The following is a 22,512-nucleotide window of genomic DNA, read 5'->3' on the forward strand; positions in this document are numbered from 1 at the left end:
CAGGTGCGCGCAGCGCAAGGCGGCGTCGCGACGGCATACCGGGCGTCTTCCGAGCGGCGCCAACGCCGCGATGGGTGTGCCTGGGCCGCGCAGACCCGGGACGAACTTCCGGAGACGACCACTAGCGGCCCGGTCAGTCCCCGAGGAATCGCCGCAGCACCGCCAGGAAGACCTCCGGCCGCTCGGAGTGCAGCCAGTGGCCGGCGCCCTTGAGGACGACCTTGCGGTAGTGCGGGAACAGCCGCCTCATCGCGGGCGCGAACTCCTCGCGGACGTAGCCGGAGCGCTCGCCGGCCAGCCACAGCACCGGGCCGTCGTACGTCCTGCCTGCGACCGCCACGGCAGGCCAGCCGGACAGGGCACGGCCGTCGCGGACCACGGCGGCGAGGTTCGCCGCCCAGCGCCAGCCGCTGGGTCCGTCGGGGCGGGCGTCGCGGTGGAGGTTCTGCAGCAGGAACGACCTGATGGTGGCGTCGGACTCGGCCGGCCGCAGCAACTCGTCCGCCTGCTCGCGGCGAGTGACGCCGGTGAGGTCGAGGTCGAGCAGCACCCGGGCGTAGCGGAGCACGCCGCCGGGTGACCCGGAGGCGTCATGCTCCTCGCCGTAGTCGACCGGCGAGATGTCGGCGACCACCAGCCGGGTGACCAGCTCGGGGTGGCGCAGCGCGAGCACCATCGCGACCTTGCCGCCCATCGAGTGGCCGACCAGCGTGACCGGGTCGTCGGCGGAGAGCAGCCCGGCGACCTGCTCGGCCATGTCGACGTAGTCGACCTGCTCGGTCCACGGCGAGCGGCCGTGGTTGGGCAGGTCGACGAGCGTCACTCGGTGCCGGTCCGCGAGGGCGCGGCCGATGGTGCTCCAGTTGCGACCCTGGCCGAACAGCCCGTGCAGGAAGACGACCCGGCTGCCGGACTCGCCGAGGGCGAGGGTGTTCAGGGTCACCGGCCCAGGCTACTGGGCCCGCCGCCACCCTCTCCGCGAAGGTCTCCGGTCAGAGGTCGAAGCCGTCGAACATGTCGCCGATGCCGTCGCCGATACCGCCGAACACGTCGCCGATGCCCTCCCCGAGCCCGCCGATGACGTCGCCCAGACCCTCGCCCACGCCCGCCGCGAGCCCACCGAGGCCCCACAGGATGTCGTCGGCGAAGAGTCCCACGAAGAGCCACTCCATCGGGCCGAAGCCGCCGAAGTAGCCCCGCGCGTAGGGCTGGTAGGCGCGGCCACCCTGCCAGTAGGGCACCCGCTGCGGACCGACCATGACCTGGCGGATGTCCGGCGCCGCACCGACCCGGAGCCGGTCGACGTCGAGCGCACAGGCGGGCACCTGCTTGACGGTGCCGTCGGGGAAGGTCCACGGCACGTCCTCCTTGGAGGTGCCGTGGCGCGGGTCGAAGAAGCAGGGCGCCCGCTTGACCGGCAGCGGCTCACCCTTGGCCCGGGCGCGCACGCACTCGACCGCATAGCGGCCGTCCTCCACGATCGAGGTCACGTGGGCGATGTCCTCGGGCTTGGCCATCGCCTCCTGGGAGGTGCCGGCGGCCTCGTAGGCGTCCAGCGCCCGGTGGTAGTCGGCGCGCATCCCCTCGTCGAGCTGGACGCCGGCAAGGTCGTCGTCGAGCCGGCGCAACTCCTCGCCGAGCGCGGTGACGTCCTCAGAAGCGAGCCGCTTCACGGGCGCGAGCTCGGCCTGCTGGCGGGCCAGCTCGCGCTTCGTGCCGTTGCGCGAGGCCACCACGACTGCGGCAATGGCGGCGATGACGAGAAGCAGGATGACGATTCCGGGCATGCCCCGAGCCTACGTCGGGCTGCTGAATCGCTTCTGTGAGATGGCTGTGACGCGGCCAGGGGTTGGGCTCAGCCCACGTTCTCAGTCGGTCGGCAGGTTGGCGGCGGCGACCAGCCGGCGGCCGAGGGTGGCGACCGACTCCTTGAGCTCGGCGGGCTCCAGCACCTCGAAGTCGCAGCCGAGCCAGCTCAGATTGGCGGCCAGCCAGTCGAGCTCGCCGCCCGTCGTCAGCAGGCAGCGCCCGGGACCCAGCGGCTCGATCCGACCGTAGGAGGGCAGGGTGCGCTCCCGGGCCGCCTCGGCGTCGAGGTGGAGCACCACCTTGGCCTGGTGGGGATAGCCGCCGGTGGAGATCGCCCGCTGCACGAATGCGACCGGATCCTCGTGCTCGCGGGCGACGAACCGCCAGGTCGTCACTCTGACCGCGGCCAGCCGGTCGAGGCGAAAGGTGCGCCAGTCGTCGCGGTCGAGGTCGTAGGCCATGAGGTACCACCGGCGGCCGGTGGCGACCAGCTGGTAGGGTTCGGCACGGCGCTGAGTGGTGGCGCCGGCGCGGTCGGAGTAGCCGAACTCCACCCGGAGCCGGTCGCGGCTGGCCTTCGCCAGGCACAGCAGCGCGTCGGCGTCGACCTCGATGCGGGCGCCGTCGAGAGTGGCGATGGCGTCGTGGAGAGCGCGGATCTCGGCGCGCAGCCTGGTCGGCAGCACCTGGTCGAGCTTGGCCAGCGTGCGGACGGCGGCCTCGCTGGCTCCGGCCACGGTGCCGCCGGCGGCCAGCCGGAGCGAGACCGCGGTCGCGATGGCCTCCTCGTCGTCGAGCAACAGCGGCGGCAGCGCCTTGCCGGCGCCCAGCTGGTAGCCGCCGCCGACGCCCTGTGCCGCATTGACCGGATAGCCCAGCGCCCGCAGTCGCTCCACGTCGCGCCGGATGCTCCGGGTGGTCACGCTCAGTCGCTCGGCGAGCTCGGGCCCGGTCCACACCGGCCGCTGCTGCAGCAGCGCCAGCAGGCGCAGCACGCGCTCCGTCGTACCGACTGTGCTGTCACTCGCCGCCATGTCCCCATCATGGTGCATCGGGCGGACAGATCCGGTCCGCAAACCGGCCCCATCCTGGCCTCGGGTCGTCAGTAGGCGTGGAAGCCGATCCTGGTCTTGCGGCCGAGCTCCCCGGCGGCCACCTTCTGCTCCAGGAGCTTGGCCGGGGCGAAGGCGGGCTCGCCGAACTCGTTGAACAGCTCCTGCTCGATCGCCAGCGACACGTCGTTGCCGACCACGTCGAGCAACTCGAAGGGCCCCATCGGGAACCCCAGCTCGGCCTTGACCGCGTCGTCGATCTCGGTCATCGACGCGGCGCCGGACTCCAGCAGCCTCACGGCGTCGTTGAGGTAGGGAAAGAGCAGGCAGTTGACGATGAAGCCGGCACGGTCCCCACAGGAGACGCCGACCTTGCCGACCTGCGCGGTCAGCGCCTTGACCGTCTCGTCAACCTCGGGGCTGGTCAGCTCGGTGGTGACGATCTCCACCAGCTTCATCACCGGGGCCGGGTTGAAGAAGTGCATACCGATGACGTCACCGGGGCGGCTGGTGACCTCGGCCAGCCTGGTGATCGGCATCGAGGAGGTCGTGGTGGCCAGGATGGCGCCGCGCCCCGTCAGCGGATTCCGTGCGATCCGGTCGAGGTCGCGGTAGAGCTCGGTCTTGACCGCCAGGTCCTCGGCGATCGCCTCGATGACGATGTCGACGTCGGCCAGCGCCTCACGCTCGGTGGACTCGATGAGCCGGTCCAGCACCGAGGATCGGCCATCCGCGTCGAGCCTGCCCTTCTCGACCAGTCGGTCCAGCGACCTCTCGATGGCGGCCCGAACGCCGAGCACCTTGTCCTGGGTACGGCCGACGTAGACCACGTCGTAGCCGGAGCTGGCGAACACCTGGACGATGCCTGTCGCCATGGTGCCGGTGCCGACCACGCCGACCCGGGAGATCTCCTGGTGGAGCCTCGGCTCGGTCCGCTCCTCACCGGCAACCGGCGGCGGGGTGAACAGGCCCCGGTCGGCGGCGGTGGCCAGCGGGCCGGCCGGATAGCCACAGCCGAAGCGCATCGCGTTGTCGATGTCCTCGGCGGTGGCGTAGCCGGACTCGAACATGCGCCGGGCATGTTCGAGGTAGGGCAGCAGCAGGGAGTCGGCGATCTCACTCGGCGTCATGGGCGCACAGTCTGACAGGCAAGTTACCCATCAGTCACCTGGCGTGACGGACGTCACGCCCGGGGGCGCGGCTAGGGTGTGCGGCTGTGAGACTCGTCGTCGCAACCTGCCAGGTGGACTATGCCGGGCGCCTGACCGCACACCTGCCGATGGCTACCCGGGTCCTGATGCTCAAGGCCGACGGCTCGGTGCTGATCCACTCCGACGGTGGCTCCTACAAGCCGCTCAACTGGATGTCGCCGCCGTGCGTGCTGCGCGAGGACGTGGCTGAGGACGGCCGGGCGGAGTGGACCGTCACCTCCAAGAGCACCTCCAAGGGGCCCGACGACACGCTGCGGATCCTCATCGAGGAGATCCACCACGACACCTCCCACGACCTCGGCGTCGACCCGGGCCTACGCAAGGACGGTGTCGAGAAGCACCTTCAGGAACTGCTCGCCGAGCACCCCGCCACCCTCTCCCCCGGCCTGACGCTGGTACGACGCGAGTTCCCCACCGCGATCGGACCGGTCGACCTGATGTGCCGCGACGCCGACGGCCTCTCGGTCGCCGTCGAGATCAAGCGCCGCGGCGAGATCGACGGCGTCGAGCAGCTGACCCGCTATCTCGAGTTGCTCAACCGCGACCCGCTGCTCACCAGCGGCGGCCCGGTGCGCGGCATCTTCGCCGCCCAGGAGATCAAGCCACAGGCCCGAGTGCTGGCCACCGACCGCGGCATCGCCTGCGCAATCGTGGACTACGACCTGCTGCGCGGTCTCGACACCGGCGAGGACCGGCTGTTCTGATGCGGATCCTCCACATCGCGCTCGCCTCGGAGTGGGAGGCCGCACAACGCTCCGGCTTCTACGTCACCTCGACGCTCGGCCGCTCGCTGGCCGACGAGGGGTTCATCCACGCCTCCCGCGAGGACCAGTGGGAGGGCGTGCGGCAACGGTTCTACGCCGGTGTCACCGAGCCGCTGGTGCTGCTCACGATCGACACCGACCTGCTCACCTCGCCGTGGCGGGAGGACCCGGTCGGGGAGGAGACGTTCCCGCACATCTACGGTCCGCTCAACCCGGACGCGGTGGTGGCCGCCGTACCGCTGGCACCCGCCGCCCAACCCACCGCCCAATTCCCCGCCCCGCCGACAGAGGCCGAGTTCCGCCGGGCGCTGATCGGCGAGATCGCCTTCCGGATGGCGATGGCGCTGCTGCTGATGGCGCTCATCGCCGTCGGGCTGCTGATCGTGCGGGCCTGGCTCGGCCAGGACTGGGCGCTGCTCGGCGCGCTGCTCGGCTTCGTGCTGGGCGTGGTGGTCGTCGTCCGGCTCGGCCGGGCCCGCTCGCGACGCCTGGGCTGATCTGCGCGGAACTCGGCGACTCGCACGGCCGCAAGCGGATGCTCCTCGTCGGCTTGGGTCTCTTCGCGGTCACCAGTCTGCTGTGTGCCGCGGCGCAGAGCCCCGGACAGCTGGTCGCGGCGCGGTTCGTCCAGGGCCTCTCGGCGGCCATGCTCGCCCCGCAGGTGCTCGCCAGCATCCACTCCAACACGGAGGGGCATCATCTGCCCGGGCGCTGGACTGGGGCGGCGCGGCGCTGCTCGGCGCCACCATGACGCTGCTGATCCTGCCCCTCACCGAGGGGCGCGCCACCGGCTGGCCGCTCTGGACCTGGGCCTGCCGGGTCAGCCGTACCGATGGCGGCTACCATACTGGTGTGGTGCCAGCTGCGCAGGCCGGCCTCGGCTTCGGGTCAGCGGTCGTCGGGTCGATCTACTTCGGCTTCGACGCCGACCATGCGTTCGCCCGGACGGCCTTCCTGTTGGCGGCGGTAATGGCGGTGGTCACGCCGCTCACCCGGCTGCTGCGGCCTCGCTCCTGATCGCCAGCGCCGCCTCCGGTCGGTTGGTGGTGACCAGCCAGGCACGCCGTAGCCACAGCCGCAGCTCGACGTCGGTGTCGACGGTCCAGACCAGCAGCGGCAGACCGCGACGGCTGGCATAGCCGGCCACGGTCAGTCGCGCGAGCCGCCGGTGGGCGACCACCAGGTTCGCCCCCGACTCCCTCATCCGGCGGTCCGGGAAGAGCTCGGAGACCAGCTGCCTGACCAGCGCGCCGAGGGCCAGGCCCTCCCAGCTCCGGCCGAAGGAGAGCCCCACCAGCAGGTCCGGGTGACGGTGCTGCGCCCAGGCTCGCACCATCCGCACCGAGTCGTCCTCTCCCGTGGTCACCACGACGCGGTCGGCGCCGAGCAGCGCCACGGCGCGATCCACCGCCTCGATCTCCCGGCCGGTGGTCTTCAGGTCGAGGTGGGCTCGCTTGCCGGCAGCAGCGATCGCGACCAGCGCCTCCACGTAGTCCAGGCTGTCGAGTCCCGGCTCGTCGTGCGCGACCACCAGCGCGCCGGCCGTCCCGGGACGCACGTCGAGCTCGACGAACTCCACGTCGAGCGCCAGCGCCGCCTGCAGCGCCGCCGGGCTCTCCACCCGGTGCGCGCTCACCATCGCCACGGTCACACGTTATCCACAGATCACGATCGGTCGGTGGCGAGGCGGCGAGCGACGTGCCTAGCCTGTCACCCTGATCTCGGACCACCAGGAGGAGCCATGACCACTCAACCCGAGGAGCACGAGCGTCGCATCACCCAGCTTCGCGGGGACGTCGACTTCTTGGTCGAGCACGTCCAAGGCGTCGAACGACGACTCACCCGCCGCATCACCACCTTCCGTCGCGAGGTGAACGGCCGCCTGGCGGCCATCGACAGCCGGCTCGACGCCATGGACGGCCGGCTCGACGCCATGGACGGCCGGCTCGACGCCATGGACGGCCGGCTCGACGCCATGGACGGCCGGCTCGACGGCATCGACGGCCGGCTCGACGGCATCGACGCGAATCTGAGCGACATCCGGAGCGTGCTCGCCGAGGTGCTGCGGCGGCTGCCCGAAGCCTCCTGATCAGGCGCCGGCGGCCTTGGGGGCGGTGGGGTCGGTGCCATTGGCGCCGACCTCGCGAGCGACGTACTCCTCGATCTGCTCTACGTCGTCCTGGTTGCGGGTGACCACGGCGAGCAGGTCGCTCATCGTGGCGACCTCCTCGACCTGCTCCTTGATGAACCAGGTCATGAACTGCTCGGAGGCGAAATCGACCTCCTCGCGGGCGATCTTGTAGAGCTCGTTGATCTGGGCGGTGACCCGTCGCTCCTGCTCCAGCGCCAGCGAGACCGGCGCGACCACGTCGGCGAAGGTGGAGACGGCGGCTGGGACGGCGCCGATCTCGACGGCGGCGTCGGTGTCGAGGAGGTACTGCACCATCATCAGCGCGTGCTCGCGCTCCTCGGCGGCCTGCCGGTAGAAGAACGCCGCCATCTGCGGCAGCGTCAGCGCGTCGTAGTAGACGGCGCAGGCGAGGTACTGGTTGTGCGAGGCCAGCTCGTTGGCGATCTGGGCGTTGAGCTGCTTGACGAATCGCTCAGCGGGCACGCGCGGACTCCTGTCGCTCGATGTCGGGACTGTGGATCACGGCCATCATGCCGCATTCGCGCTCCCGATCGTCAGGCGGCGGTCTTGAGGTCCTTCTTCTTGACCGGCTTGCCGTCCTTGGCCCGGACCAGCTGGCGTCGCTTCACCGTCAGACCGTCGGGCAGAGTGCCCTCCTTGAGCATCCGGAGCGGGCAGCGGCCGCACTTGCTCTTGGAGACGCAGCACTTCGTCTTCGGCACCTTCGGCTTCTTCGCCACGGTTCGCAGGTTACACCATGAAGGAAAGCCTTACCTACGCCTCAGGCGAGGCCGTTGGCTGCCCGGATCACGATCCAACACAGCCCGCCCCTGTCGACCTCACCCCAGGCCGTTGGCTGCCCGGATTACGATCCAACACAGCCCGTCCCTGTCAACCTCACCCCAGGCCGTTGGCTGCCCGGATTACATCGACAAAGCCGTCCATGATCTCGGTGAGCCCGAAGTCCTTCGGGGTGTAGACGGCGGCGACTCCCAGCTCCTTGAGCTTGCCGGCGTCCGACTCGGGGATGATGCCGCCGACGATGACCGGCACGTCGCCGATGCCGGACTGCCGCATCGCCTCGAGCACGTCCGGCACCAGCTCCATGTGGGAGCCGGAGAGGATCGAGAGGCCGACCAGGTGGACGTCCTCGGCGACGGCGGCGGCGACGATCTGCTCGGGGGTGAGTCGGATGCCCTGGTAGATGACCTCGAAGCCGGCGTCGCGAGCCCGTACGGCGATCTGCTCGGCGCCATTGGAGTGGCCGTCGAGTCCCGGCTTGCCGATCAGCACGCGCAGCCGGCCGCTCCCCTCGATCCCGCTCAGCTCCTCGGCGGTGGCCTTGACCCGCTGCCGGACCTTGGTCAGCTCGTCGCCGGCCTCCGCCACCCCGACGGCGCCGGCGACCCCGGTCGGTGCCCGGAACTCGCCGAAGACGTCGCGCAGCGTCTGCGCCCACTCCCCTGTGGTCGCGCCGGCGCGGGCGGCGGCGAGGGTGTAGGGCATCAGGTTCTGGTCGGTCTTGGCCGCGGTCGCGAGCGCGGCCAGGGCCTCGTCGACGGCGGCCTGGTCGCGCTGCGCCCGCCAGGCCTCGAGCGAGGCGATGGCGGTGGCCTCGGCCTCGGGGTCGGCGGTCATGATGGCGTCGTCGAGGTTGGCCGTCAGGGGTGAGGGCTCGGTGGTGGTGAACTTGTTGATGCCGACGACCACCTCGTCGCCGGACTCGATGCGGGCTCGGCGCAGCGCATGGGAGGAGACCAGCTCGGACTTCATGTAGCCGGAGTCGACGGCGGCGATGGCGCCCCCCATGGCCTGCACCCGGTCGATCTCGGCCTTGGCGCCGTCGACCAGCTCGCGGACCTTGGCCTCGATGACCGGCGAGCCGTCGAAGATGTCGTCGTACTCCAGCAGGTCGGACTCGAAGGCGAGCACCTGCTGCAGCCGCAGCGACCACTGCTGGTCCCAGGGCCGCGGCAGGCCGAGCGCCTCGTTCCAGGCGGGCAGCTGCACGGCCCGGGCGCGGGCCCTCTTCGACAGCGTGACGGCGAGCATCTCCAGCACGATGCGCTGCACGTTGTTCTCCGGCTGCGGCTCGGTCAGGCCCAGGCTGTTGACCTGGACGCCGTAGCGGAACCGGCGCATCTTCTCGTCGGTGACGCCGTAGCGGTCGCGGGTCAGCTCGTCCCACAGCTCCACGAAGGCGCGCATCTTGCACATCTCCTCGATGAACCGCACGCCGGCGTTGACGAAGAAGGAGATCCGGCCGACGACCTTGCCGAAGTCCTCCTCCGAGACCTGGCCGGCCGCCTTGACCGCGTCCAGGACCGCGATCGCGGTGCACATCGCGTAGGCGATCTCCTGCACCGGCGTGGCGCCGGCCTCCTGCAGGTGGTAGCTGCAGATGTTGATGGGGTTCCACTTCGGGATGTGGTTGACCGTGTAGGCGATCATGTCGCTGATCAGCCGCAGCGAGTGCTCCGGCGGGAAGACGTAGGTCCCGCGGGAGAGGTACTCCTTGATGATGTCGTTCTGCGTGGTGCCCGCGAGCTGCTGGGCGACCTCCGATGGGTCGACGCCCCCCGCCTCCGATAGCTCCGCCTGCTCCTCGGCGACCACCTGGTAAAGCGCCAGCAGCCACATCGCGGTGGCGTTGATGGTCATGGAGGTGTTCATCTCGACCAGCGGGATCTGGTCGAAGAGCTTGCGCATCTCACCGAGGTGTTGCACCGGTACGCCGACCTTGCCGACCTCGCCCCTGGCGAGCGGGCTGTCGGGGTCGTAGCCGGTCTGCGTGGGCAGGTCGAAGGCGACCGAGAGGCCGGTCTGCCCCTTCGCGAGGTTGGTGCGGTAGAGCGCGTTCGACGCCTCGGCAGTCGAGTGCCCGGCGTACGTCCTCATCACCCAAGGGCGATCTTTGGGGGTACGGTCCTTCTCAGCCATAAGACCTGAGAGTAGGACCTCGGTTAGGAGTTAGTAACCGCCGCGCGTGTGGAAGATGTCACGCGGGAACCCGCTCGACCTCCACTACCCGGGAGAGCCGGGTGAGGTGGAGCATCCGCCGCACTGCGGGGCCGCAGCCTCGCAACGTGACGCGGCGACTCTGTGTCTGTGCCCGGTAGGTCGCGGCCGCGAGCACGTTGAGGGCAGTCAGGTCGACGGCGTCCACCGCGGTCAGGTCGACCACCACGTCGTCGAAGCGGGCCAGCCGGTCGTGCAGCGCGTTGCGCACCTCCCAGGTGCTGCGCACGTCGAAGTAGCCGGCCAGGACCAGCACCGGCCCGTCGGTGACGATGTCCATCTCTGCTCCCCTCGTCGGGTGCTCTGGTGAGCGGGCCGCAACCACCCGACGGCACGGCCCGCTCACCCTCTATGACGCCGAGGAGGGCGATTCGGTTGCGTCTGATACCACGCCGTGGAGACTCTGTCGCCCGTTAGGCTGGCCGCCATGGTCAACCTCACCCGCATCTACACCCGCACCGGCGACGCCGGATCGACCCGGCTCGGCGACCTGAGCGAGACCACCAAGACCGATCTGCGACTGGCCGCCTACGGGCAGGTCGACGAGGCGAACGCGACGATCGGGGTCGTGCTCGCCACCTCGACGCTGGAGTCCGACGTCGAGCGGGTGCTGACCCGGGTGCAGAACGACCTGTTCGACGTCGGCGCGGACCTGGCGACCCCCGTCGTGGCCAACCCCGAGTTTCCGCAGCTGCGGGTCGAGCAGGACTACGTCGACCGGCTCGAGGGCTGGTGCGACCACTTCAACGAGCCGCTGCCGAAGCTGCGCTCGTTCATCCTCAACGGCGGCACCGTGGCGGCTGCGCACCTCCATGTCTCACGGACCGTGATGCGACGAGCCGAGCAGGCGGCCTGGGCGGCTTGGGAGGTGCACAGCGAGACCATGAACAAGCTCGCGATCACCTACCTCAACCGGCTCTCCGATCTGCTGTTCATCCTGGCTCGCTACGAGAACCGCGAGAACGGCGACGTGCTGTGGGTGCCCGGAGGGGAGCGATCCTGAGTGAGGGACGAACACAGGTCGCTACCCGACCAGACGCTCGGGGGCGAGCGATCCTCCGGCCTGGGCACAGTGAGGCGAGGGCGATGTCGGCCCCATGCCAGCGCATTCAGTCTCGGTCGAGGTGGCCGAGCGACCGCTCCGGCGCCACCAGGTCGCGCACCCGTCGCTTGAGCTCGGTGATCTCCGGGAAGCCGCCGTCGCGCTTGCGGTTCCATACCGGCGTCTCGACGCCGGCAACGGTCACCTCGATGCGGAACATGCCGCCGGTGGCCGGCCGCAGCACCACCTCGTCGAGTTCGGCCTCGAAGGTCTGCAGCAGCTCGCCGGCGTACCACATCGCCCGCAGCTGCCATCGGCATTGCGTGCAGTAGCTGATCAGGACGCGGGCCATGCAGTCACCCTACGAGCGGCTCGGCCGGGCGGCGAGGACCGAGATCGCAGCGGGGACCATCAGGATGGCGACCACGGTGATGGCGTGGAGCGTGCCTATGGCGTCGCCGAGCATCCCGAGCAGCGGCGGGCCACCCAGGAAGGCGGCGTAGCCGATGGTGGCGACCACCGAGACCCGGGCAGCGGCGCGGGCGGGGTCGTCGGCGGCGGCGCTCATGCCGACCGGGAAGCCGAGCGCGGCGCCGAGTCCCCAGATGACGACGCCGATCAGCGCCACCGGCAGCGAGCCGCCGAAGACGGCGAGCAGTACGCCGGCGGCGGCGGCGGCGCAGGAGGCCCACAGGGCAGCGGGCCTGCCGACCTTGTCGAGCAGGAACGGTCCCAGCAGCCGGCCGGCGGTCATCGCGGCCACGAAGGTGGCGAAGCCGGTGACGCCGACCCAGTGCGGGGTGTCATAGCCGTCGATGACGGCGAGCGAGAGCCAGTCGTTGGCCGTGCCCTCGACGGTGGCGAAGCAGAGCACCATCAGGCCGATCAGCAGCGTGCGCGGCTCTCGCCAGGCGGACGCCTTCGGTCCCTCGGCGCCGGGCGAGGCCGCCGCGGGGAGGAAGGAACGGGAGACCCGCGAGGTGGCGAGGAGCACCGGCACCGTGACGACCAGACAGTGGACCAGCAGCGGCACGTGGCCGGCCGCCATCGGAATGCCCAGGCCGCTGCCCAGGATCGAGCCACCGCTCCAGGCGGCGTGGAACCGGGGCATGATGGTGCGGCCCAGCCGCCGCTCGACCTCGGCGCCCTCGACGTTCATCGCGACGTCCCACAGCGAGACCCCGGCGCCGTAGCAGAACAGCGCGACCCCGGTCACGAGACGTGAGGAGAGCGGTCCCACGCCGACCGCGGTCACCACCATGCCGAGGCCGACCGCGGCGGCGCCGACCCGGACGCTGGCAGCCGGTCCGAGCCGCTGGATGATCCGGCCGGTGGTCGGCAGCATCGACATCGAGCCGAGCGAGCCGGTCAGCAGCAGCAGGCCGAGCGCCGAGTTGGAGAGCTCCAGGCCGGTGCGGACGTCGGCCAGCCGGGAGAAGATCGTCGCGAAGAGGAGTCCGTTGAGTGCGAAGACCAGCGCGACCGGGACGCGAGGAGCATCGTGAAACACGGTCAGCGGGACCAGTCGGTTCCCGGGGGTCGCGACTCGAGCCACGCCTGGAAGCCAGTCAGCGAGGCCGGGGCCATGGCGAACTCGACTGGCACCTCGGCGTACCGGCAGGTGACGACCACGTGCCCGGGATAGAGCGCCATCGCCTCCTGGCCTTCGGGGGTGCGGCTGCTGTCGTAGATCATCCGGGCGCGCTCCCAGGAGCGCTTCGGGCGCGGCGAGAGCGAGAAGACCCGGAACCACTCCAGGGTCTCGCCGGAGTAGCGCCCGATGCCGAGAAACCAACCGCGCCCGGGCCTTCCGGCCCGGACGCGGTGACTCAGCTCGAAGGTGCCGCCGTGCCGTCCGATGGCGCGGCGGCGCACCATGAGCGCGCCGAAGTAGCAGACGACGAGGACCAGCAGCACGCCGATGCCGTCAAGCAGCCACTCCCATGTCGCCAACCTGGTTACAACGCCTTCTCAGTGCTCCGTGGGCGCCAGCGTGCGAGACTCGGCAGGAGTGACGACGTCGGAGAGGATCGAGACCCGGTCGGCGGCGACCGAGACGAACCCGCCCGCGACGTGGAAGAACTCCGTGGTCCCCTCGACCGCGTCGATCTCGACGACGGCGTCGGCGAGCAGCGAGAGCAGCGGCGCGTGGCCGGTCAGGATGCCCACGTCGCCCTCGACGGTGCGAGCGATGATCGTGGTCGCCTCGCCCGACCAGACGACCCGGTCGGCAGCGACCAACTCGACATGGAGAGACATCAGAGGTTCTTCTGGATCTCGGCCCACTTGGCCTCGACGTCGTCGAGGCCACCGCACATGAAGAACGCCTGCTCGGCGACGTGGTCGTAGTCGCCGTCGGCGATCTTGTTGAACGCCTCGATGGTGTCGCCGATCGTGACCGTCGAGCCCTCGATGCCGGTGAACTGCTTCGCGACGTAGGTGTTCTGGGACAGGAACCGCTGGATGCGCCGGGCCCGGGAGACGATGATCTTGTCCTCCTCGGAGAGCTCGTCGACACCGAGGATGGCGATGATGTCCTGGAGCTCCTTGTTGCGCTGCAGGATCTGCTTGATGCGGATCGCGCAGTCGTAGTGGGCCTGACCGATGTACTGCGGGTCGAGGATCCGGGAGGTCGAGGTCAGCGGGTCCACCGCGGGGTAGATGCCCAGCGAGGCGATCTCACGGGACAGCTCGGTGGTCGCGTCGAGGTGGGCGAAGGTGGTCGCCGGCGCCGGGTCGGTGTAGTCGTCGGCGGGGACGTAGATCGCCTGCATCGAGGTGATCGAGTGACCACGGGTCGAGGTGATCCGCTCCTGCAGGGTGCCCATCTCGTCGGCGAGGTTGGGCTGGTAGCCCACCGCCGAGGGCATCCGGCCCAGCAGCGTGGAGACCTCGGAGCCGGCCTGGGTGAACCGGAAGATGTTGTCGATGAACAGCAGCACGTCCTGCTTCTGCACGTCGCGGAAGTACTCCGCCATGGTCAGCGCGGAGAGCGCGACGCGCAGCCGGGTGCCCGGCGGCTCGTCCATCTGGCCGAAGACGAGCGCGGTCTGGCCGAAGACGCCGGCCTCCTGCATCTCGACGATCAGGTCGTTGCCCTCACGGGTCCGCTCCCCCACCCCGGCGAAGACCGAGACACCGCCGTGGTTGCGGGCGACACGCGCGATCATCTCCTGGATGAGCACGGTCTTGCCGACGCCGGCACCGCCGAACAGGCCGATCTTGCCACCCTGGACGTACGGCGTGAGCAGGTCGATGACCTTGATGCCAGTCTCGAACATCTGGGTCTTGGACTCCAGCTGGTCGAACGCGGGCGCCTTGCGGTGGATGCCCCAGCGCTCGGTGATCTCCAGCTTCTCGCCCTCGGCGAGGTTGAGCACGTCGCCGGTGGCGTTGAAGACGTGGCCGAGGGTCACATCGCCGACCGGCACCGTGATCGGGCCGCCGGTGTTGGTCACGGTGGCGCCGCGGACCAGGCCGTCGGTCGGCTTCAGCGAGATGGCGCGGACGACGCCGTCGCCGATGTGCTGGGCGACCTCGAGCGGCAGCACGGAGGACTCGCCGCCGATCTCCACGGTCGCCTCGAGCTTGTTGTAGATGTCGGGCATCGCGTCGGTGGGGAACTCCACGTCGACGACCGGGCCGATGACCCGGACGATGCGACCGGTGGCTTCGGAGACCGGCGCGGTCTCAGTCGCGGTTGCAGTCATGTCTCTCAACTCTCTTCAGGGTCGGCGGGTCAGTCAGAGCCAGCGTTGGCGTCAGCGAGGGCATTGACACCACCGACGATCTCGCTGATCTCCTGGGTGATGCCAGCCTGGCGGGCCTGGTTGGCGATCCGGGTGTACTTCTTGATGAGCTCCTCGGCGTTGTCCGTGGCGGACTTCATCGCCTTCTGCCGAGCGGCCAGCTCGGAGGCGGCGGCCTGGAGCAGGGCGTACCAGATGCGGCTGACGACGTACTGCGGGAGCAGCCCGTCGAGCACCGCCTCCGGGGACGGCTCGAACTCGTAGAGCGGCAGGAGATGGCTCTCGGCCGGCGGCTCGACGCCCTCGACGACCTCCAGCGGCAGCAGCCGCAGTGCGGTCGGCTCCTGCACCAGCATCGACCGGAACCGGGTGAAGACCAGGTGGACCTCGTCGATGCCCTGACCGGGCTCGTCGATGCCGCGGCCCTCCATGAAGACCGAGATCAGCGTCTCGCCGATCTCCTCGGCGACGTCGTACGTCGGCTGGTCGCTGTGCCCGGTCCAGGTCCGCGTCACGGGCCGGCCGCGGAACTTGTAGTAGGCCTCGCCCTTGCGGCCGGAGACGTAGAGGTCGACCTGCTTGCCCTCGGCCCGCAGCTTCTCGATCAGCCCCTCCGCCTCGCGCAGCACACTGGAGGAGTAGGCCCCGGCCAGGCCCCGGTCGCTGGTGACGACCAGCACCGCGGCGCGGTCGGAGCGCTCCGGCTCGGTGGTCAGCGCGTGGTCGACGTTGGAGAACGTCGCCACGGCCGAGACCGCTCGGGTGAGCTCGCGGGCGTAGGGCGCGGCCGCTCCGGCCCGCTGCTGCGCCTTGATGATCCGGGACGCAGCGATGAGCTCCATGGCGCGCGTGATCTTCTTCATCGACTCCGTCGACTTGATCCGCGCGCGGTACTCGCGCAGCGATACGGCCATCCGTCAGCCCCGCTTCTGCCGGACGATCTGCTCCTGCTCGACGTCCTCGTCCTCCAGCGCCTCGGCCTTCTCGGAGCCGGGCTTGATGGACTGGCCGTCGGAGGTCTCGAACTGGCCCAGGAAGTCGTCGTAGGCGGCGGTCAGGTCGGCCTCGGTGGCGTCCTCGAACTTCAGGCTCTCCGCGATGGCGCTCAGGATGCCCGGCTTGGACAGCCTGAGGTAGTCGAGGAACTCCTGCTCGAACTTGAGCACGTCGGCGACCGGGAGCCGGTCGAGCCGACCGGTCGTGCCCAACCACAGCGAGACGGTCATCTCCTCGACCGGGTAGGGCGAGTAGGCCGACTGCTTGAGCAGCGCCATCAGCCGCTGGCCGCGGTCGAGCTGCTGCCGGGAGGCGGCATCGAGGTCGGAGGCGAACATCGCGAAGGCCTCCATGGCCCGGAACTGCGCCAGGTCGACCTTGAGCGAGCCGGTGACGGCCTTCATCGCCTTGGTCATCGCGGCGCCGCCGACGCGGGAGACCGAGATGCCGACGTCGATGGCGGGGCGCTGGTTGGCGGCGAACAGGTCGGACTGCAGGAAGATCTGGCCGTCGGTGATGGAGATGACGTTGGTCGGGATGAACGCCGAGACGTCGTTGGCCTTGGTCTCGATGATCGGCAGGCCGGTCATCGAGCCGGCGCCGAGCTCGTCGGAGAGCTTCGCGCAGCGCTCCAGCAGCCGGCTGTGCAGGTAGAAGACGTCGCCCGGGTAGGCCTCGCGGCCCGGCGGGCGGCGCAGCAGCAGCGACACCGCACGGTAGGCCTCGGCCTGCTTGGTCAGGTCGTCGAAGACGATCAGGACGTGCTTGCCGTCGTACATCCAGTGCTGGCCGATGGCCGAGCCGGTGTAAGGGGCGAGGTACTTGAAGCCGGCGCTGTCGGACGCCGGGGCGGCCACGATGGTGGTGTACTCCAGCGCACCGGCCTCCTCCAGGGCGCCGCGCACCGAGGCGATGGTGGAGCCCTTCTGGCCGATGGCGACGTAGATGCAGCGGACCTGCTTGGTGGGGTCGCCGGTCTCCCAGTTCTGCTTCTGGTTGATGATCGTGTCGATCGCGACGGTGGTCTTGCCGGTGGCGCGGTCGCCGATGATCAGCTGGCGCTGGCCACGGCCGATCGGGGTCATCGAGTCGATCGCCTTGATGCCGGTGGCGAGCGGCTCGTGGACCGACTTGCGCGCCATCACGCCGGGGGCCTGCAGCTCGAGGGCGCGGCGGCCGACGGTGGCGATCTCGCCGAGGCCGTCGATGGCGTTGCCGAGCGGGTCCACGACGCGGCCGAGGTAGCCGTCGCCGACCGGCACCGAGAGGACCTCGCCGGTGCGGCGGACCGTCTGGCCCTCCTCGATCTTGTCGAAGTCGCCGAGGACCACGACGCCGATCTCGCGGGTGTCGAGGTTGAGCGCCAGGCCCAGGGTGCCGTCCTCGAACTCCAGCAGCTCGTTGGCCATCGCGGAGGGCAGGCCGCTGACGCGGGCGATGCCGTCGGCGGTCTGGGCGACGGTGCCGACCTCCTCGCGGGTGGCTGCCTCGGGCTTGTAGTCGGCGACGTACTTGCTCAGCGCGTCCCGGATCTCGTCGGGACGGATGGACAGCTCCGTCATCTCAGGTGCCTTCTCTCTTCGATCTTCGTCGTACGTCGTGGGGGTGTCGTCATCCGGCCAGGGCGCGGCGGGCGTCGTCGAGACGGCTGGCAACGGTGCCGTCGATGACATCGTCGCCGATCTCGACCTTGATGCCACCCAGCACCTCGGGGTCGACCACGAGGTTGAGGTGGACGGGGCGGCCGTAGCCGCGAGCCAGCGCGGCCTCGAGCCGCTCCAGCTGGGCGTCGGTGAGCGGCTTGGCGACCCGGACGGTCGCGACGCCCTCGTTGCGCACGGCGGCGGCCACCTGCTGGTATTCGGCCAGGGCGACCGACACCGTGCGGTAGGTCCCGGCGAGCGCCTGCTTGACCAGCGTCACGGTGGCCGGCAGCGCCTTGCCCGCCAGCAGCGAGTCGACCAGCGTCAACTTGTCGTCGACCGAGCGCAGCGGGTCGGAGAGCGCGTCGCGCAGCTCCGGGTTCTGCTGGACCAGCCGCTCGACGGAGAACAGCTCGTCGACCAGCCGCTCAGCGTCGTCACCGGCGGAGCGGACCGCGGCGATCTCGCTGAGGCGCTCCAGGGCGTCGGCCAGGTCGTGGCTGGCGGTCCAGCGCAGCCCGGCCGCGTTGGCGAGCAGAGTGAGCGCGCCGGCGGCGATCTTGCCGTCGAAGAGCTCGCGCACCAGGCCCTGCTTGGCCTCCGCGGGCACCGAGACGTCGGTCGCGAACCGGCGCAGCGCCGCCTCCGACCGGAGCGTCCGGGACGCCGCGAAGAGGCCGTCCGCCACCGAGGCCAGCTCGCCGGCGCTGCCGGTCAGCTGGTCGGTGAGGGTGGCCACCGCCTCGGCCGAGGCACCACGGCTCTGCCCAACGAGAGTGGCCATCAGCTCGACGCCTCCAGCTCGGCCAGGAAGCGCTCGACGACCCGGCTCTGCCGGGCGTCGTCGTCCAGGCTCTCGCCCACGATGCGACCGGCCAGGTTGGCGGCCAGGCCGCCGACCTCGGCACGCAGCGAGGTGACCGCCTGCTGGCGCTCGGCCTCGATCTGGGCCTTGCCGTGCTCGACGATGCGGCTGGCCTCCGCCTGGGCCTGCTCGCGCATCTCAGCGACGATCTGGGCACCCTGCTCGCGGGCCTCCTCGCGGATGCGCGCGGCCTCGTGGCGGGCGTCGGCGAGCTGCTGCTCGAGCTCGGCCAGCTTGGCGTCGGCCTCGGCCTGCTTGGTCTCCGCAGCCTCGAGTCCGCCCTCGATCGCCTGGGTCCGCTCGGCGTAGGTCTTCTCGAACATCGGCACGACGATCTTCCAGATCAGGAAGAACAAGATGCCGAAGACGATCAAGGAGAGTACGAACTCGACCGGCACCAAGCCGAGCGGGCCGTGCTCCTCCTCGCCCTCACTAGCCGCGAGAAGAGTCCAGTCCATGCGTGATCCTTCGCTACTCGGGAACTACGGTCAGGACAGGACGAAGGCGAGAGCGATGCCGATGATGGCGAGCGCCTCGGCCAGCGCGAAGCCAAGGATGGCGATCGACTGCAGGCGGCTCTGCGCCTCGGGCTGACGCGCGACGCCGGCGATGTAGGCGGCGAAGATCAGGCCGATGCCGATGCCCGGGCCGATCGCGGCGAGGCCGTAGCCGATCATGTTGAGCGAGCCGTTCAGAGTGCCGTCCACGGCAATCTTCCTTTCGGTGTTGTTACTTCGGTTGGTGTGTTTGGTCTGTGGTGTCGCGCGGTCAGTGCTCGTCGGCGAGCGCGCCCTGGATGTACATGGCGTTGAGCAGGGTGAAGACGTAGGCCTGAAGGAACTGCACCAACATCTCCAGGAAGCTGATCGCGATGGCGAGCACCCAGGCCAGGAGGCCGGAGACCACGCCGAGCGCGCCGCCGTACTCGTCGATCAGGTAGAGGCCGCCGGTCGCGAACAGCATCAGCAGCAGGTGGCCGGCGAACATGTTGCAGAACAGACGCAGCGCCAGCGTGACCGGCCGTACGACGAGGTTGGAGAAAAACTCCAGCGGGACCAGCAGCGGGTACATGATCGGGGACACCCCGGCGGGCACGCACTGCAGCTTGAGGTAGCGAACGAAGCCGTGCTTGCTGATGCCCACCGCGTTGTAGATGACCCAGGACAGTGCCGCCAGCGCGTAGGCCATCGAGGCCCGGGAGAAGGTCGGGAACTGGATGACCGGGATCGCCGCGAAGACGTTGTTGACCAGCAGGAAGAAGAAGACCGTGACCAGGTAGGGAACGAACTTCGCGAAGTCGTGGCCGCCGATGATGTCGCGCGCGATCGAGTTGCGGACCATTCCGTAGGCCGTCTCACCGGCGAACTGGAGCTTCCCCGGGACCAGCGAGCGTCGGCGCGCCGCGGCGTAGAAGAAGACGAAGACGATGACCGCGGCCAGCACCAGCTGGAGCATCGGCTTGGTGACGTCGACGTCGCCGATGGAGAAGAAGCCGGGGAGGTCGAAGTTGGCCGGACCCGGCGCGTGGTACTCCTTGGGGAGGATCACACTCACTCTTCTTCCTGCGCTTTCGTGTTCGAGTTCGGTGGCTCGGTGTCTTGGTTTCTGGTGGTGCTAGGGAGATCGCTCGGCTCGGGCCGGTAGCGCGCCCAGGTCAGGTAGATGCCCAGGGCCGCTCCCGCGATGATCCCGACCGCCACCAGGAACCGGGTCCCCAGCCAGTGATCGAGGCCCCATCCGACCGCCCCGTAGACGAGCACCCCAGCCACGATGTAGCCGAACGAACGCCACGGGTCCCCGTTGGGAGAGTCGGAGGATGCCATCGCGCCCCGGACAATAGCAGTCGGCGGCGCTCACCGGGCACCCGCCCTCGTCGTCAGGTCGTAGACCGGGATGCGGGCCCGGCCGGCCAGCTTGAGATGGCTCAGGGTGGTCGCCAGGGTCGCCACCACAACGACGACCGCGGCCCAACCGCGGGCGTCGGCGGCGATGTGGCCGGAGAGCGTCGCGAAGAAGATCGTCAGCGCGATGAGCTGCAGGACGTAGGTCAGCAGGGCGACCAGCAGCGACATCGCCGGCATCACCGCGGCCACGACGTCGAGCGTGACCGCGCCGGCGGCGATCACCACGACCGCGACCCCGCCGGCGGCGAGCGTGGTCAGCGCCGCCTCGGGTCCAGCGACGGCCAGCGCGGCGGCGGTCGTGAGCAGCGTCGCGAGAAGCCCGCATCCGGCCGCACCGAGGAGCACACCGGCACCGCTGTAGGTGCTGACCTGCGTCGACTCGGTCGTCATCATCGGCGGCCGTTCTGTGGAGGAGGGGGATGGGGCTGCTCAGGACACCCTAGCCGGGTCTCGCTCGTGAAAGTTATCACAAGCAGCGTGTGACGGCGAAGTTGAACGATCCATCACCACCGGCGCGGCGCGCTCTCAGGGCTGCTCGACGGGCTTGTGCAGCTTCGGCAGCACGAAGGTCAGCGCGAGGGTCAGCAGCAGCATGGCGGCGACCGTCCACCACATCCACGGCCCGGAGTAGAGGCTGGCGAAGACCGACCCGAAGGCGATCAGCGCCGCCCACAGCCACATGATCAGCACCGCCCGCCGCTGCGAGTGGCCGATCTCGAGCAGCCGGTGATGGAGGTGCTGCTTGTCCGGGGCGAACGGCGATCTGCCCGCCCAGGAGCGCCGGAACACCGCGAGCACCAGGTCGACCAGCGGCACGACCAGGATCGCCAGCGGCAGCACCAGCGGCAGGAAGGTCGGCAGCAGGCTGGCCGAGGAGCCGCTGACGCCCTGGGTGAGCTGAGGCGAGGTGTACTGGCCGGACAGGCTCACCGCGCTGGCCGAGAGCACCAGTCCGATCAGCATCGAGCCGGAGTCGCCCATGAACAGCCGGGCCGGGTGCCAGTTGTGGACCAGGAACCCGGCGCAGGCACCGGCCAGCGCTGCCGAGAGCAGCGCCGCCGTACTCGCCCGCTCGACCTCGTTGATCCGGGTGATGCCGTAGCAGAAGACGAAGAAGGCGCTGGCGCCGATGCCGACCACGCCGGCGGCGAGGCCGTCGAGGCCGTCGATGAAGTTCACCGCGTTGACGGTGGCCACCACCATGACGCCGGTGAGCAGCGCCCCCTGAGCGGAGTCGAGCGCGAAGACCTTGTTGTCCCCTCCGGTCGGGATGAAGAAGTAGGAGATCTGGAACGCGATGAGCATGGCGGTCGCGAGCACCTGGCCGCCCAGCTTGGTGAGGGCGTCGAGCTCGAAGATGTCGTCGAAGACGCCGACCAGGCAGATGAAGGCGCCGGCGGCCAGGATGACGCCGGCGTCGCGCAGGACGAGCTCGCCGCGACCTCCCGAGAGGAACGGGATCTGCCGAGCGACCAGATAGGCGGCGCCGAGGCCGCCCAGCATCGCGACCCCGCCCATGTAGGGGATGGGGGTGTCGTGGACATCGCGGTCGCGGACCCGCGCCACCGCCCCGGTGCGCAGCGCGATCTCGCGAGCCACCACGGTGAGCAGGTAGGTCGTCGCCGCGGCGACGAGGAAGATCAGGAAGTAGGCCCTCACGCCTCGGGTCCCTCGGACTCGATCCTGACGTCGAAGGCCGACAGCACCCCGTTGACGCGGTCGAGCCCGAGCGCGCCGAGGCGAAGCAGCCGGGGCCGGTGGTGGGTGGCGTCGATGATGGTCGACGGCTCGCCGCCGTCGACGGGCCCGGCGTCGACGATGACCGCAACGTCGGCGTCCAGCATCTCCTGGGCGGCATCGGCGTCGAGCGCTGCCGGCAGCCCGGTCTTGTTAGCCGAGCTGACCGCCAGCGGGCCGGTGCGCTCGAGCAGCGCGAGTGCGATGCCGTCGTCGGGAACCCGGACCGCGACCGTACCCCGGGTCTCCCCCAGGTCCCACTGCAGGCTGGCCTGCTGGTGGCAGACCAGGGTCAGCGGGCCGGGCCAGAACTCCTCGGCCAGGGCACGGGCCCACTCCGGCACCCGCACCGCCAGCGCGTCGAGGGTCTCGGGGTGGGCGACCAGCACCGGCGGCGGCATCTCCCGGCCCCGGCCCTTGGCAGCCAGCAGCGCGGCGACGGCCTCGGGGGCGAAGGCGTCGGCGGCGATGCCGTAGACGGTGTCGGTGGGGATGACCGCCAGGCCGCCCCTGGCCAGTACGGCGCCGGCCCGGTCGATCGCCGTCTCGCGCTCCTCCTCGGTGCCCACCGGCAGACGCTGTGCCATGCCG

The 22,512-nt window shown here is 70.1% G+C and carries 30 protein-coding genes; 6 read left to right on the plus strand and 24 right to left on the minus strand.

From position 1 onward, the window contains the following. Window positions 1-133 precede the first annotated feature (133 nt). From QM595_RS03060 to QM595_RS03075, 4 genes are all read right to left on the minus strand, one after another. Window positions 134-943: an alpha/beta fold hydrolase gene (locus QM595_RS03060; RefSeq protein ID WP_415170051.1), complete on the minus strand. Its 810-nt coding sequence runs from the start codon at window positions 941-943 to the stop codon at window positions 134-136. Window positions 944-992: 49 nt separating this feature from the next. Continuing rightward, entirely contained in the window at window positions 993-1,787 is a 795-nt protein-coding gene (locus QM595_RS03065; protein WP_415170052.1) for a hypothetical protein, read from the minus strand. A gap of 81 nt (window positions 1,788-1,868) precedes the next feature. Continuing rightward, window positions 1,869-2,843, minus strand: coding sequence for a helix-turn-helix transcriptional regulator (locus tag QM595_RS03070; RefSeq protein WP_415170053.1), 975 nt, complete (start codon window positions 2,841-2,843; stop codon window positions 1,869-1,871). Window positions 2,844-2,911: 68 nt separating this feature from the next. After that, entirely contained in the window at window positions 2,912-3,991 is a 1,080-nt protein-coding gene (locus QM595_RS03075; RefSeq protein ID WP_415170054.1) for a 3-hydroxyacyl-CoA dehydrogenase NAD-binding domain-containing protein, read from the minus strand. An 86-nt stretch (window positions 3,992-4,077) separates the two neighbouring features. Between QM595_RS03075 and nucS the strand changes: the two genes are divergently transcribed. From nucS to QM595_RS03095, 4 genes are read left to right on the plus strand one after another with little or no spacing between them, the layout of a single operon-like run. Beyond that, complete coding sequence (gene nucS, locus QM595_RS03080) at window positions 4,078-4,776, plus strand: endonuclease NucS (RefSeq protein WP_415170055.1); 699 nt, start codon at window positions 4,078-4,080, stop codon at window positions 4,774-4,776. Then, window positions 4,776-5,333, plus strand: coding sequence for a DUF952 domain-containing protein (locus tag QM595_RS03085; RefSeq protein WP_415170056.1), 558 nt, complete (start codon window positions 4,776-4,778; stop codon window positions 5,331-5,333). Before nucS ends, QM595_RS03085 begins: the two co-directional genes overlap by 1 nt. Before the next feature lie 38 nt (window positions 5,334-5,371). Next, complete coding sequence (locus QM595_RS03090; RefSeq protein ID WP_415170057.1) at window positions 5,372-5,587, plus strand: hypothetical protein; 216 nt, start codon at window positions 5,372-5,374, stop codon at window positions 5,585-5,587. Continuing rightward, window positions 5,584-5,853, plus strand: a complete 270-nt coding sequence (locus QM595_RS03095) for a hypothetical protein (protein WP_415170058.1) — start codon at window positions 5,584-5,586, stop codon at window positions 5,851-5,853. The genes QM595_RS03090 and QM595_RS03095 overlap by 4 nt, the downstream gene beginning before the upstream one ends. Here the strand turns inward: QM595_RS03095 and QM595_RS03100 are convergent. Beyond that, window positions 5,825-6,481 (minus strand): glycerophosphodiester phosphodiesterase, encoded by a 657-nt coding sequence (locus QM595_RS03100; RefSeq protein ID WP_415170059.1) that lies wholly within the window; start codon window positions 6,479-6,481, stop codon window positions 5,825-5,827. The two genes, QM595_RS03095 and QM595_RS03100, sit on opposite strands and share 29 nt — an antisense overlap. Window positions 6,482-6,577: 96 nt before the next feature. On the opposite strand from QM595_RS03100, the gene QM595_RS03105 reads away from it, so the two are divergent. Further along, on the plus strand, window positions 6,578-6,925 hold the full coding sequence (locus tag QM595_RS03105) for a hypothetical protein (RefSeq protein WP_415170060.1): 348 nt from the start codon (window positions 6,578-6,580) through the stop codon (window positions 6,923-6,925). On the opposite strand, the gene QM595_RS03110 is transcribed toward QM595_RS03105, so the two are convergent. From QM595_RS03110 to QM595_RS03125, 4 genes are all read right to left on the minus strand, one after another. Continuing rightward, window positions 6,926-7,450 (minus strand): ferritin, encoded by a 525-nt coding sequence (locus QM595_RS03110; protein WP_415170061.1) that lies wholly within the window; start codon window positions 7,448-7,450, stop codon window positions 6,926-6,928. It abuts the gene before it with no gap. Between the two features lie 71 nt (window positions 7,451-7,521). Beyond that, window positions 7,522-7,707 carry a hypothetical protein gene (locus QM595_RS03115; protein WP_415170062.1) on the minus strand — a complete coding sequence of 62 codons (186 nt, stop codon included), beginning with the start codon at window positions 7,705-7,707 and terminating at the stop codon, window positions 7,522-7,524. A 157-nt stretch (window positions 7,708-7,864) separates the two neighbouring features. Further along, the gene (locus QM595_RS03120; RefSeq protein WP_415170063.1) at window positions 7,865-9,907 is read right to left on the minus strand and encodes a protein meaA; all 2,043 of its coding nucleotides are present in this window, start codon (window positions 9,905-9,907) and stop codon (window positions 7,865-7,867) included. Window positions 9,908-9,965: 58 nt separating this feature from the next. Further along, window positions 9,966-10,265, minus strand: coding sequence for an STAS domain-containing protein (locus tag QM595_RS03125; RefSeq protein WP_415170064.1), 300 nt, complete (start codon window positions 10,263-10,265; stop codon window positions 9,966-9,968). A gap of 147 nt (window positions 10,266-10,412) precedes the next feature. Between QM595_RS03125 and QM595_RS03130 the strand changes: the two genes are divergently transcribed. Further along, window positions 10,413-10,988 (plus strand): cob(I)yrinic acid a,c-diamide adenosyltransferase, encoded by a 576-nt coding sequence (locus QM595_RS03130; RefSeq protein ID WP_415170065.1) that lies wholly within the window; start codon window positions 10,413-10,415, stop codon window positions 10,986-10,988. Between the two features lie 106 nt (window positions 10,989-11,094). On the opposite strand, the gene QM595_RS03135 is transcribed toward QM595_RS03130, so the two are convergent. The 15 genes from QM595_RS03135 to QM595_RS03205 form a co-directional block, all read right to left on the minus strand. After that, the gene (locus QM595_RS03135; RefSeq protein WP_415170066.1) at window positions 11,095-11,379 is read right to left on the minus strand and encodes a SelT/SelW/SelH family protein; all 285 of its coding nucleotides are present in this window, start codon (window positions 11,377-11,379) and stop codon (window positions 11,095-11,097) included. Window positions 11,380-11,388: 9 nt separating this feature from the next. Next, window positions 11,389-12,582, minus strand: a complete 1,194-nt coding sequence (locus tag QM595_RS03140; RefSeq protein ID WP_415170067.1) for an MFS transporter — start codon at window positions 12,580-12,582, stop codon at window positions 11,389-11,391. Further along, window positions 12,540-12,980, minus strand: a complete 441-nt coding sequence (locus QM595_RS03145) for a DUF2550 domain-containing protein (protein ID WP_415170068.1) — start codon at window positions 12,978-12,980, stop codon at window positions 12,540-12,542. The genes QM595_RS03140 and QM595_RS03145 overlap by 43 nt, the downstream gene beginning before the upstream one ends. An 18-nt stretch (window positions 12,981-12,998) precedes the next feature. Continuing rightward, window positions 12,999-13,286, minus strand: coding sequence for a F0F1 ATP synthase subunit epsilon (locus QM595_RS03150; protein WP_415170069.1), 288 nt, complete (start codon window positions 13,284-13,286; stop codon window positions 12,999-13,001). Then, window positions 13,286-14,746: a F0F1 ATP synthase subunit beta gene (gene atpD, locus QM595_RS03155; RefSeq protein ID WP_415170070.1), complete on the minus strand. Its 1,461-nt coding sequence runs from the start codon at window positions 14,744-14,746 to the stop codon at window positions 13,286-13,288. The genes QM595_RS03150 and atpD overlap by 1 nt, the downstream gene beginning before the upstream one ends. Window positions 14,747-14,766: 20 nt before the next feature. Further along, the gene (locus QM595_RS03160; RefSeq protein WP_415170071.1) at window positions 14,767-15,690 is read right to left on the minus strand and encodes a F0F1 ATP synthase subunit gamma; all 924 of its coding nucleotides are present in this window, start codon (window positions 15,688-15,690) and stop codon (window positions 14,767-14,769) included. Window positions 15,691-15,693: 3 nt separating this feature from the next. Then, a complete protein-coding gene (gene atpA, locus QM595_RS03165; protein WP_415170072.1) occupies window positions 15,694-17,334 on the minus strand; it encodes a F0F1 ATP synthase subunit alpha in 1,641 nt (546 codons plus the stop codon). Between the two features lie 49 nt (window positions 17,335-17,383). Next, a complete protein-coding gene (locus tag QM595_RS03170; protein WP_415170073.1) occupies window positions 17,384-18,199 on the minus strand; it encodes a F0F1 ATP synthase subunit delta in 816 nt (271 codons plus the stop codon). Next, window positions 18,199-18,738, minus strand: a complete 540-nt coding sequence (locus tag QM595_RS03175) for a F0F1 ATP synthase subunit B (RefSeq protein ID WP_415170074.1) — start codon at window positions 18,736-18,738, stop codon at window positions 18,199-18,201. The genes QM595_RS03170 and QM595_RS03175 overlap by 1 nt, the downstream gene beginning before the upstream one ends. A gap of 30 nt (window positions 18,739-18,768) precedes the next feature. Then, the gene (atpE, locus tag QM595_RS03180; RefSeq protein ID WP_367891531.1) at window positions 18,769-18,957 is read right to left on the minus strand and encodes an ATP synthase F0 subunit C; all 189 of its coding nucleotides are present in this window, start codon (window positions 18,955-18,957) and stop codon (window positions 18,769-18,771) included. 91 nt (window positions 18,958-19,048) lie between these two features. Beyond that, window positions 19,049-19,834 (minus strand): F0F1 ATP synthase subunit A, encoded by a 786-nt coding sequence (atpB, locus tag QM595_RS03185; protein ID WP_415170075.1) that lies wholly within the window; start codon window positions 19,832-19,834, stop codon window positions 19,049-19,051. Beyond that, window positions 19,831-20,103, minus strand: a complete 273-nt coding sequence (locus QM595_RS03190) for a hypothetical protein (protein WP_415170076.1) — start codon at window positions 20,101-20,103, stop codon at window positions 19,831-19,833. Before QM595_RS03190 ends, atpB begins: the two co-directional genes overlap by 4 nt. Before the next feature lie 30 nt (window positions 20,104-20,133). Then, entirely contained in the window at window positions 20,134-20,577 is a 444-nt protein-coding gene (locus tag QM595_RS03195; protein ID WP_415170077.1) for a hypothetical protein, read from the minus strand. A gap of 132 nt (window positions 20,578-20,709) precedes the next feature. Next, window positions 20,710-21,843, minus strand: coding sequence for a glycosyltransferase family 4 protein (locus QM595_RS03200; protein ID WP_415170078.1), 1,134 nt, complete (start codon window positions 21,841-21,843; stop codon window positions 20,710-20,712). After that, complete coding sequence (locus QM595_RS03205; protein WP_415170079.1) at window positions 21,840-22,508, minus strand: L-threonylcarbamoyladenylate synthase; 669 nt, start codon at window positions 22,506-22,508, stop codon at window positions 21,840-21,842. The genes QM595_RS03200 and QM595_RS03205 overlap by 4 nt, the downstream gene beginning before the upstream one ends. Window positions 22,509-22,512: the final 4 nt, after the last annotated feature.

It is taken from the genome of Nocardioides sp. (assembly GCF_047607185.1).
Taxonomy (GTDB): domain Bacteria; phylum Actinomycetota; class Actinomycetes; order Propionibacteriales; family Nocardioidaceae; genus Nocardioides.

Bases quoted from the DNA above. Each gene is read 5' to 3' on its own strand.
- QM595_RS03065 (WP_415170052.1), bottom strand. From the start codon at position 1,787: ATGCCCGGAATCGTCATCCTGCTTCTCGTCATCGCCGCCATTGCCGCA.
- QM595_RS03070 (WP_415170053.1), bottom strand. From the start codon at position 2,843: ATGGCGGCGAGTGACAGCACAGTCGGTACGACGGAGCGCGTGCTGCGC.
- QM595_RS03075 (WP_415170054.1), bottom strand. From the start codon at position 3,991: ATGACGCCGAGTGAGATCGCCGACTCCCTGCTGCTGCCCTACCTCGAA.
- QM595_RS03085 (WP_415170056.1), top strand. From the start codon at position 4,776: ATGCGGATCCTCCACATCGCGCTCGCCTCGGAGTGGGAGGCCGCACAA.
- QM595_RS03090 (WP_415170057.1), top strand. From the start codon at position 5,372: ATGCTCCTCGTCGGCTTGGGTCTCTTCGCGGTCACCAGTCTGCTGTGT.
- QM595_RS03095 (WP_415170058.1), top strand. From the start codon at position 5,584: ATGACGCTGCTGATCCTGCCCCTCACCGAGGGGCGCGCCACCGGCTGG.
- QM595_RS03105 (WP_415170060.1), top strand. From the start codon at position 6,578: ATGACCACTCAACCCGAGGAGCACGAGCGTCGCATCACCCAGCTTCGC.
- QM595_RS03120 (WP_415170063.1), bottom strand. From the start codon at position 9,907: ATGGCTGAGAAGGACCGTACCCCCAAAGATCGCCCTTGGGTGATGAGG.
- QM595_RS03125 (WP_415170064.1), bottom strand. From the start codon at position 10,265: ATGGACATCGTCACCGACGGGCCGGTGCTGGTCCTGGCCGGCTACTTC.
- QM595_RS03130 (WP_415170065.1), top strand. From the start codon at position 10,413: ATGGTCAACCTCACCCGCATCTACACCCGCACCGGCGACGCCGGATCG.
- QM595_RS03135 (WP_415170066.1), bottom strand. From the start codon at position 11,379: ATGGCCCGCGTCCTGATCAGCTACTGCACGCAATGCCGATGGCAGCTG.
- QM595_RS03150 (WP_415170069.1), bottom strand. From the start codon at position 13,286: ATGTCTCTCCATGTCGAGTTGGTCGCTGCCGACCGGGTCGTCTGGTCG.
- QM595_RS03160 (WP_415170071.1), bottom strand. From the start codon at position 15,690: ATGGCCGTATCGCTGCGCGAGTACCGCGCGCGGATCAAGTCGACGGAG.
- atpA (WP_415170072.1), bottom strand. From the start codon at position 17,334: ATGACGGAGCTGTCCATCCGTCCCGACGAGATCCGGGACGCGCTGAGC.
- QM595_RS03170 (WP_415170073.1), bottom strand. From the start codon at position 18,199: ATGGCCACTCTCGTTGGGCAGAGCCGTGGTGCCTCGGCCGAGGCGGTG.
- QM595_RS03175 (WP_415170074.1), bottom strand. From the start codon at position 18,738: ATGGACTGGACTCTTCTCGCGGCTAGTGAGGGCGAGGAGGAGCACGGC.
- atpE (WP_367891531.1), bottom strand. From the start codon at position 18,957: ATGATCGGCTACGGCCTCGCCGCGATCGGCCCGGGCATCGGCATCGGC.
- QM595_RS03190 (WP_415170076.1), bottom strand. From the start codon at position 20,103: ATGGCATCCTCCGACTCTCCCAACGGGGACCCGTGGCGTTCGTTCGGC.
- QM595_RS03195 (WP_415170077.1), bottom strand. From the start codon at position 20,577: ATGATGACGACCGAGTCGACGCAGGTCAGCACCTACAGCGGTGCCGGT.
- QM595_RS03205 (WP_415170079.1), bottom strand. From the start codon at position 22,508: ATGGCACAGCGTCTGCCGGTGGGCACCGAGGAGGAGCGCGAGACGGCG.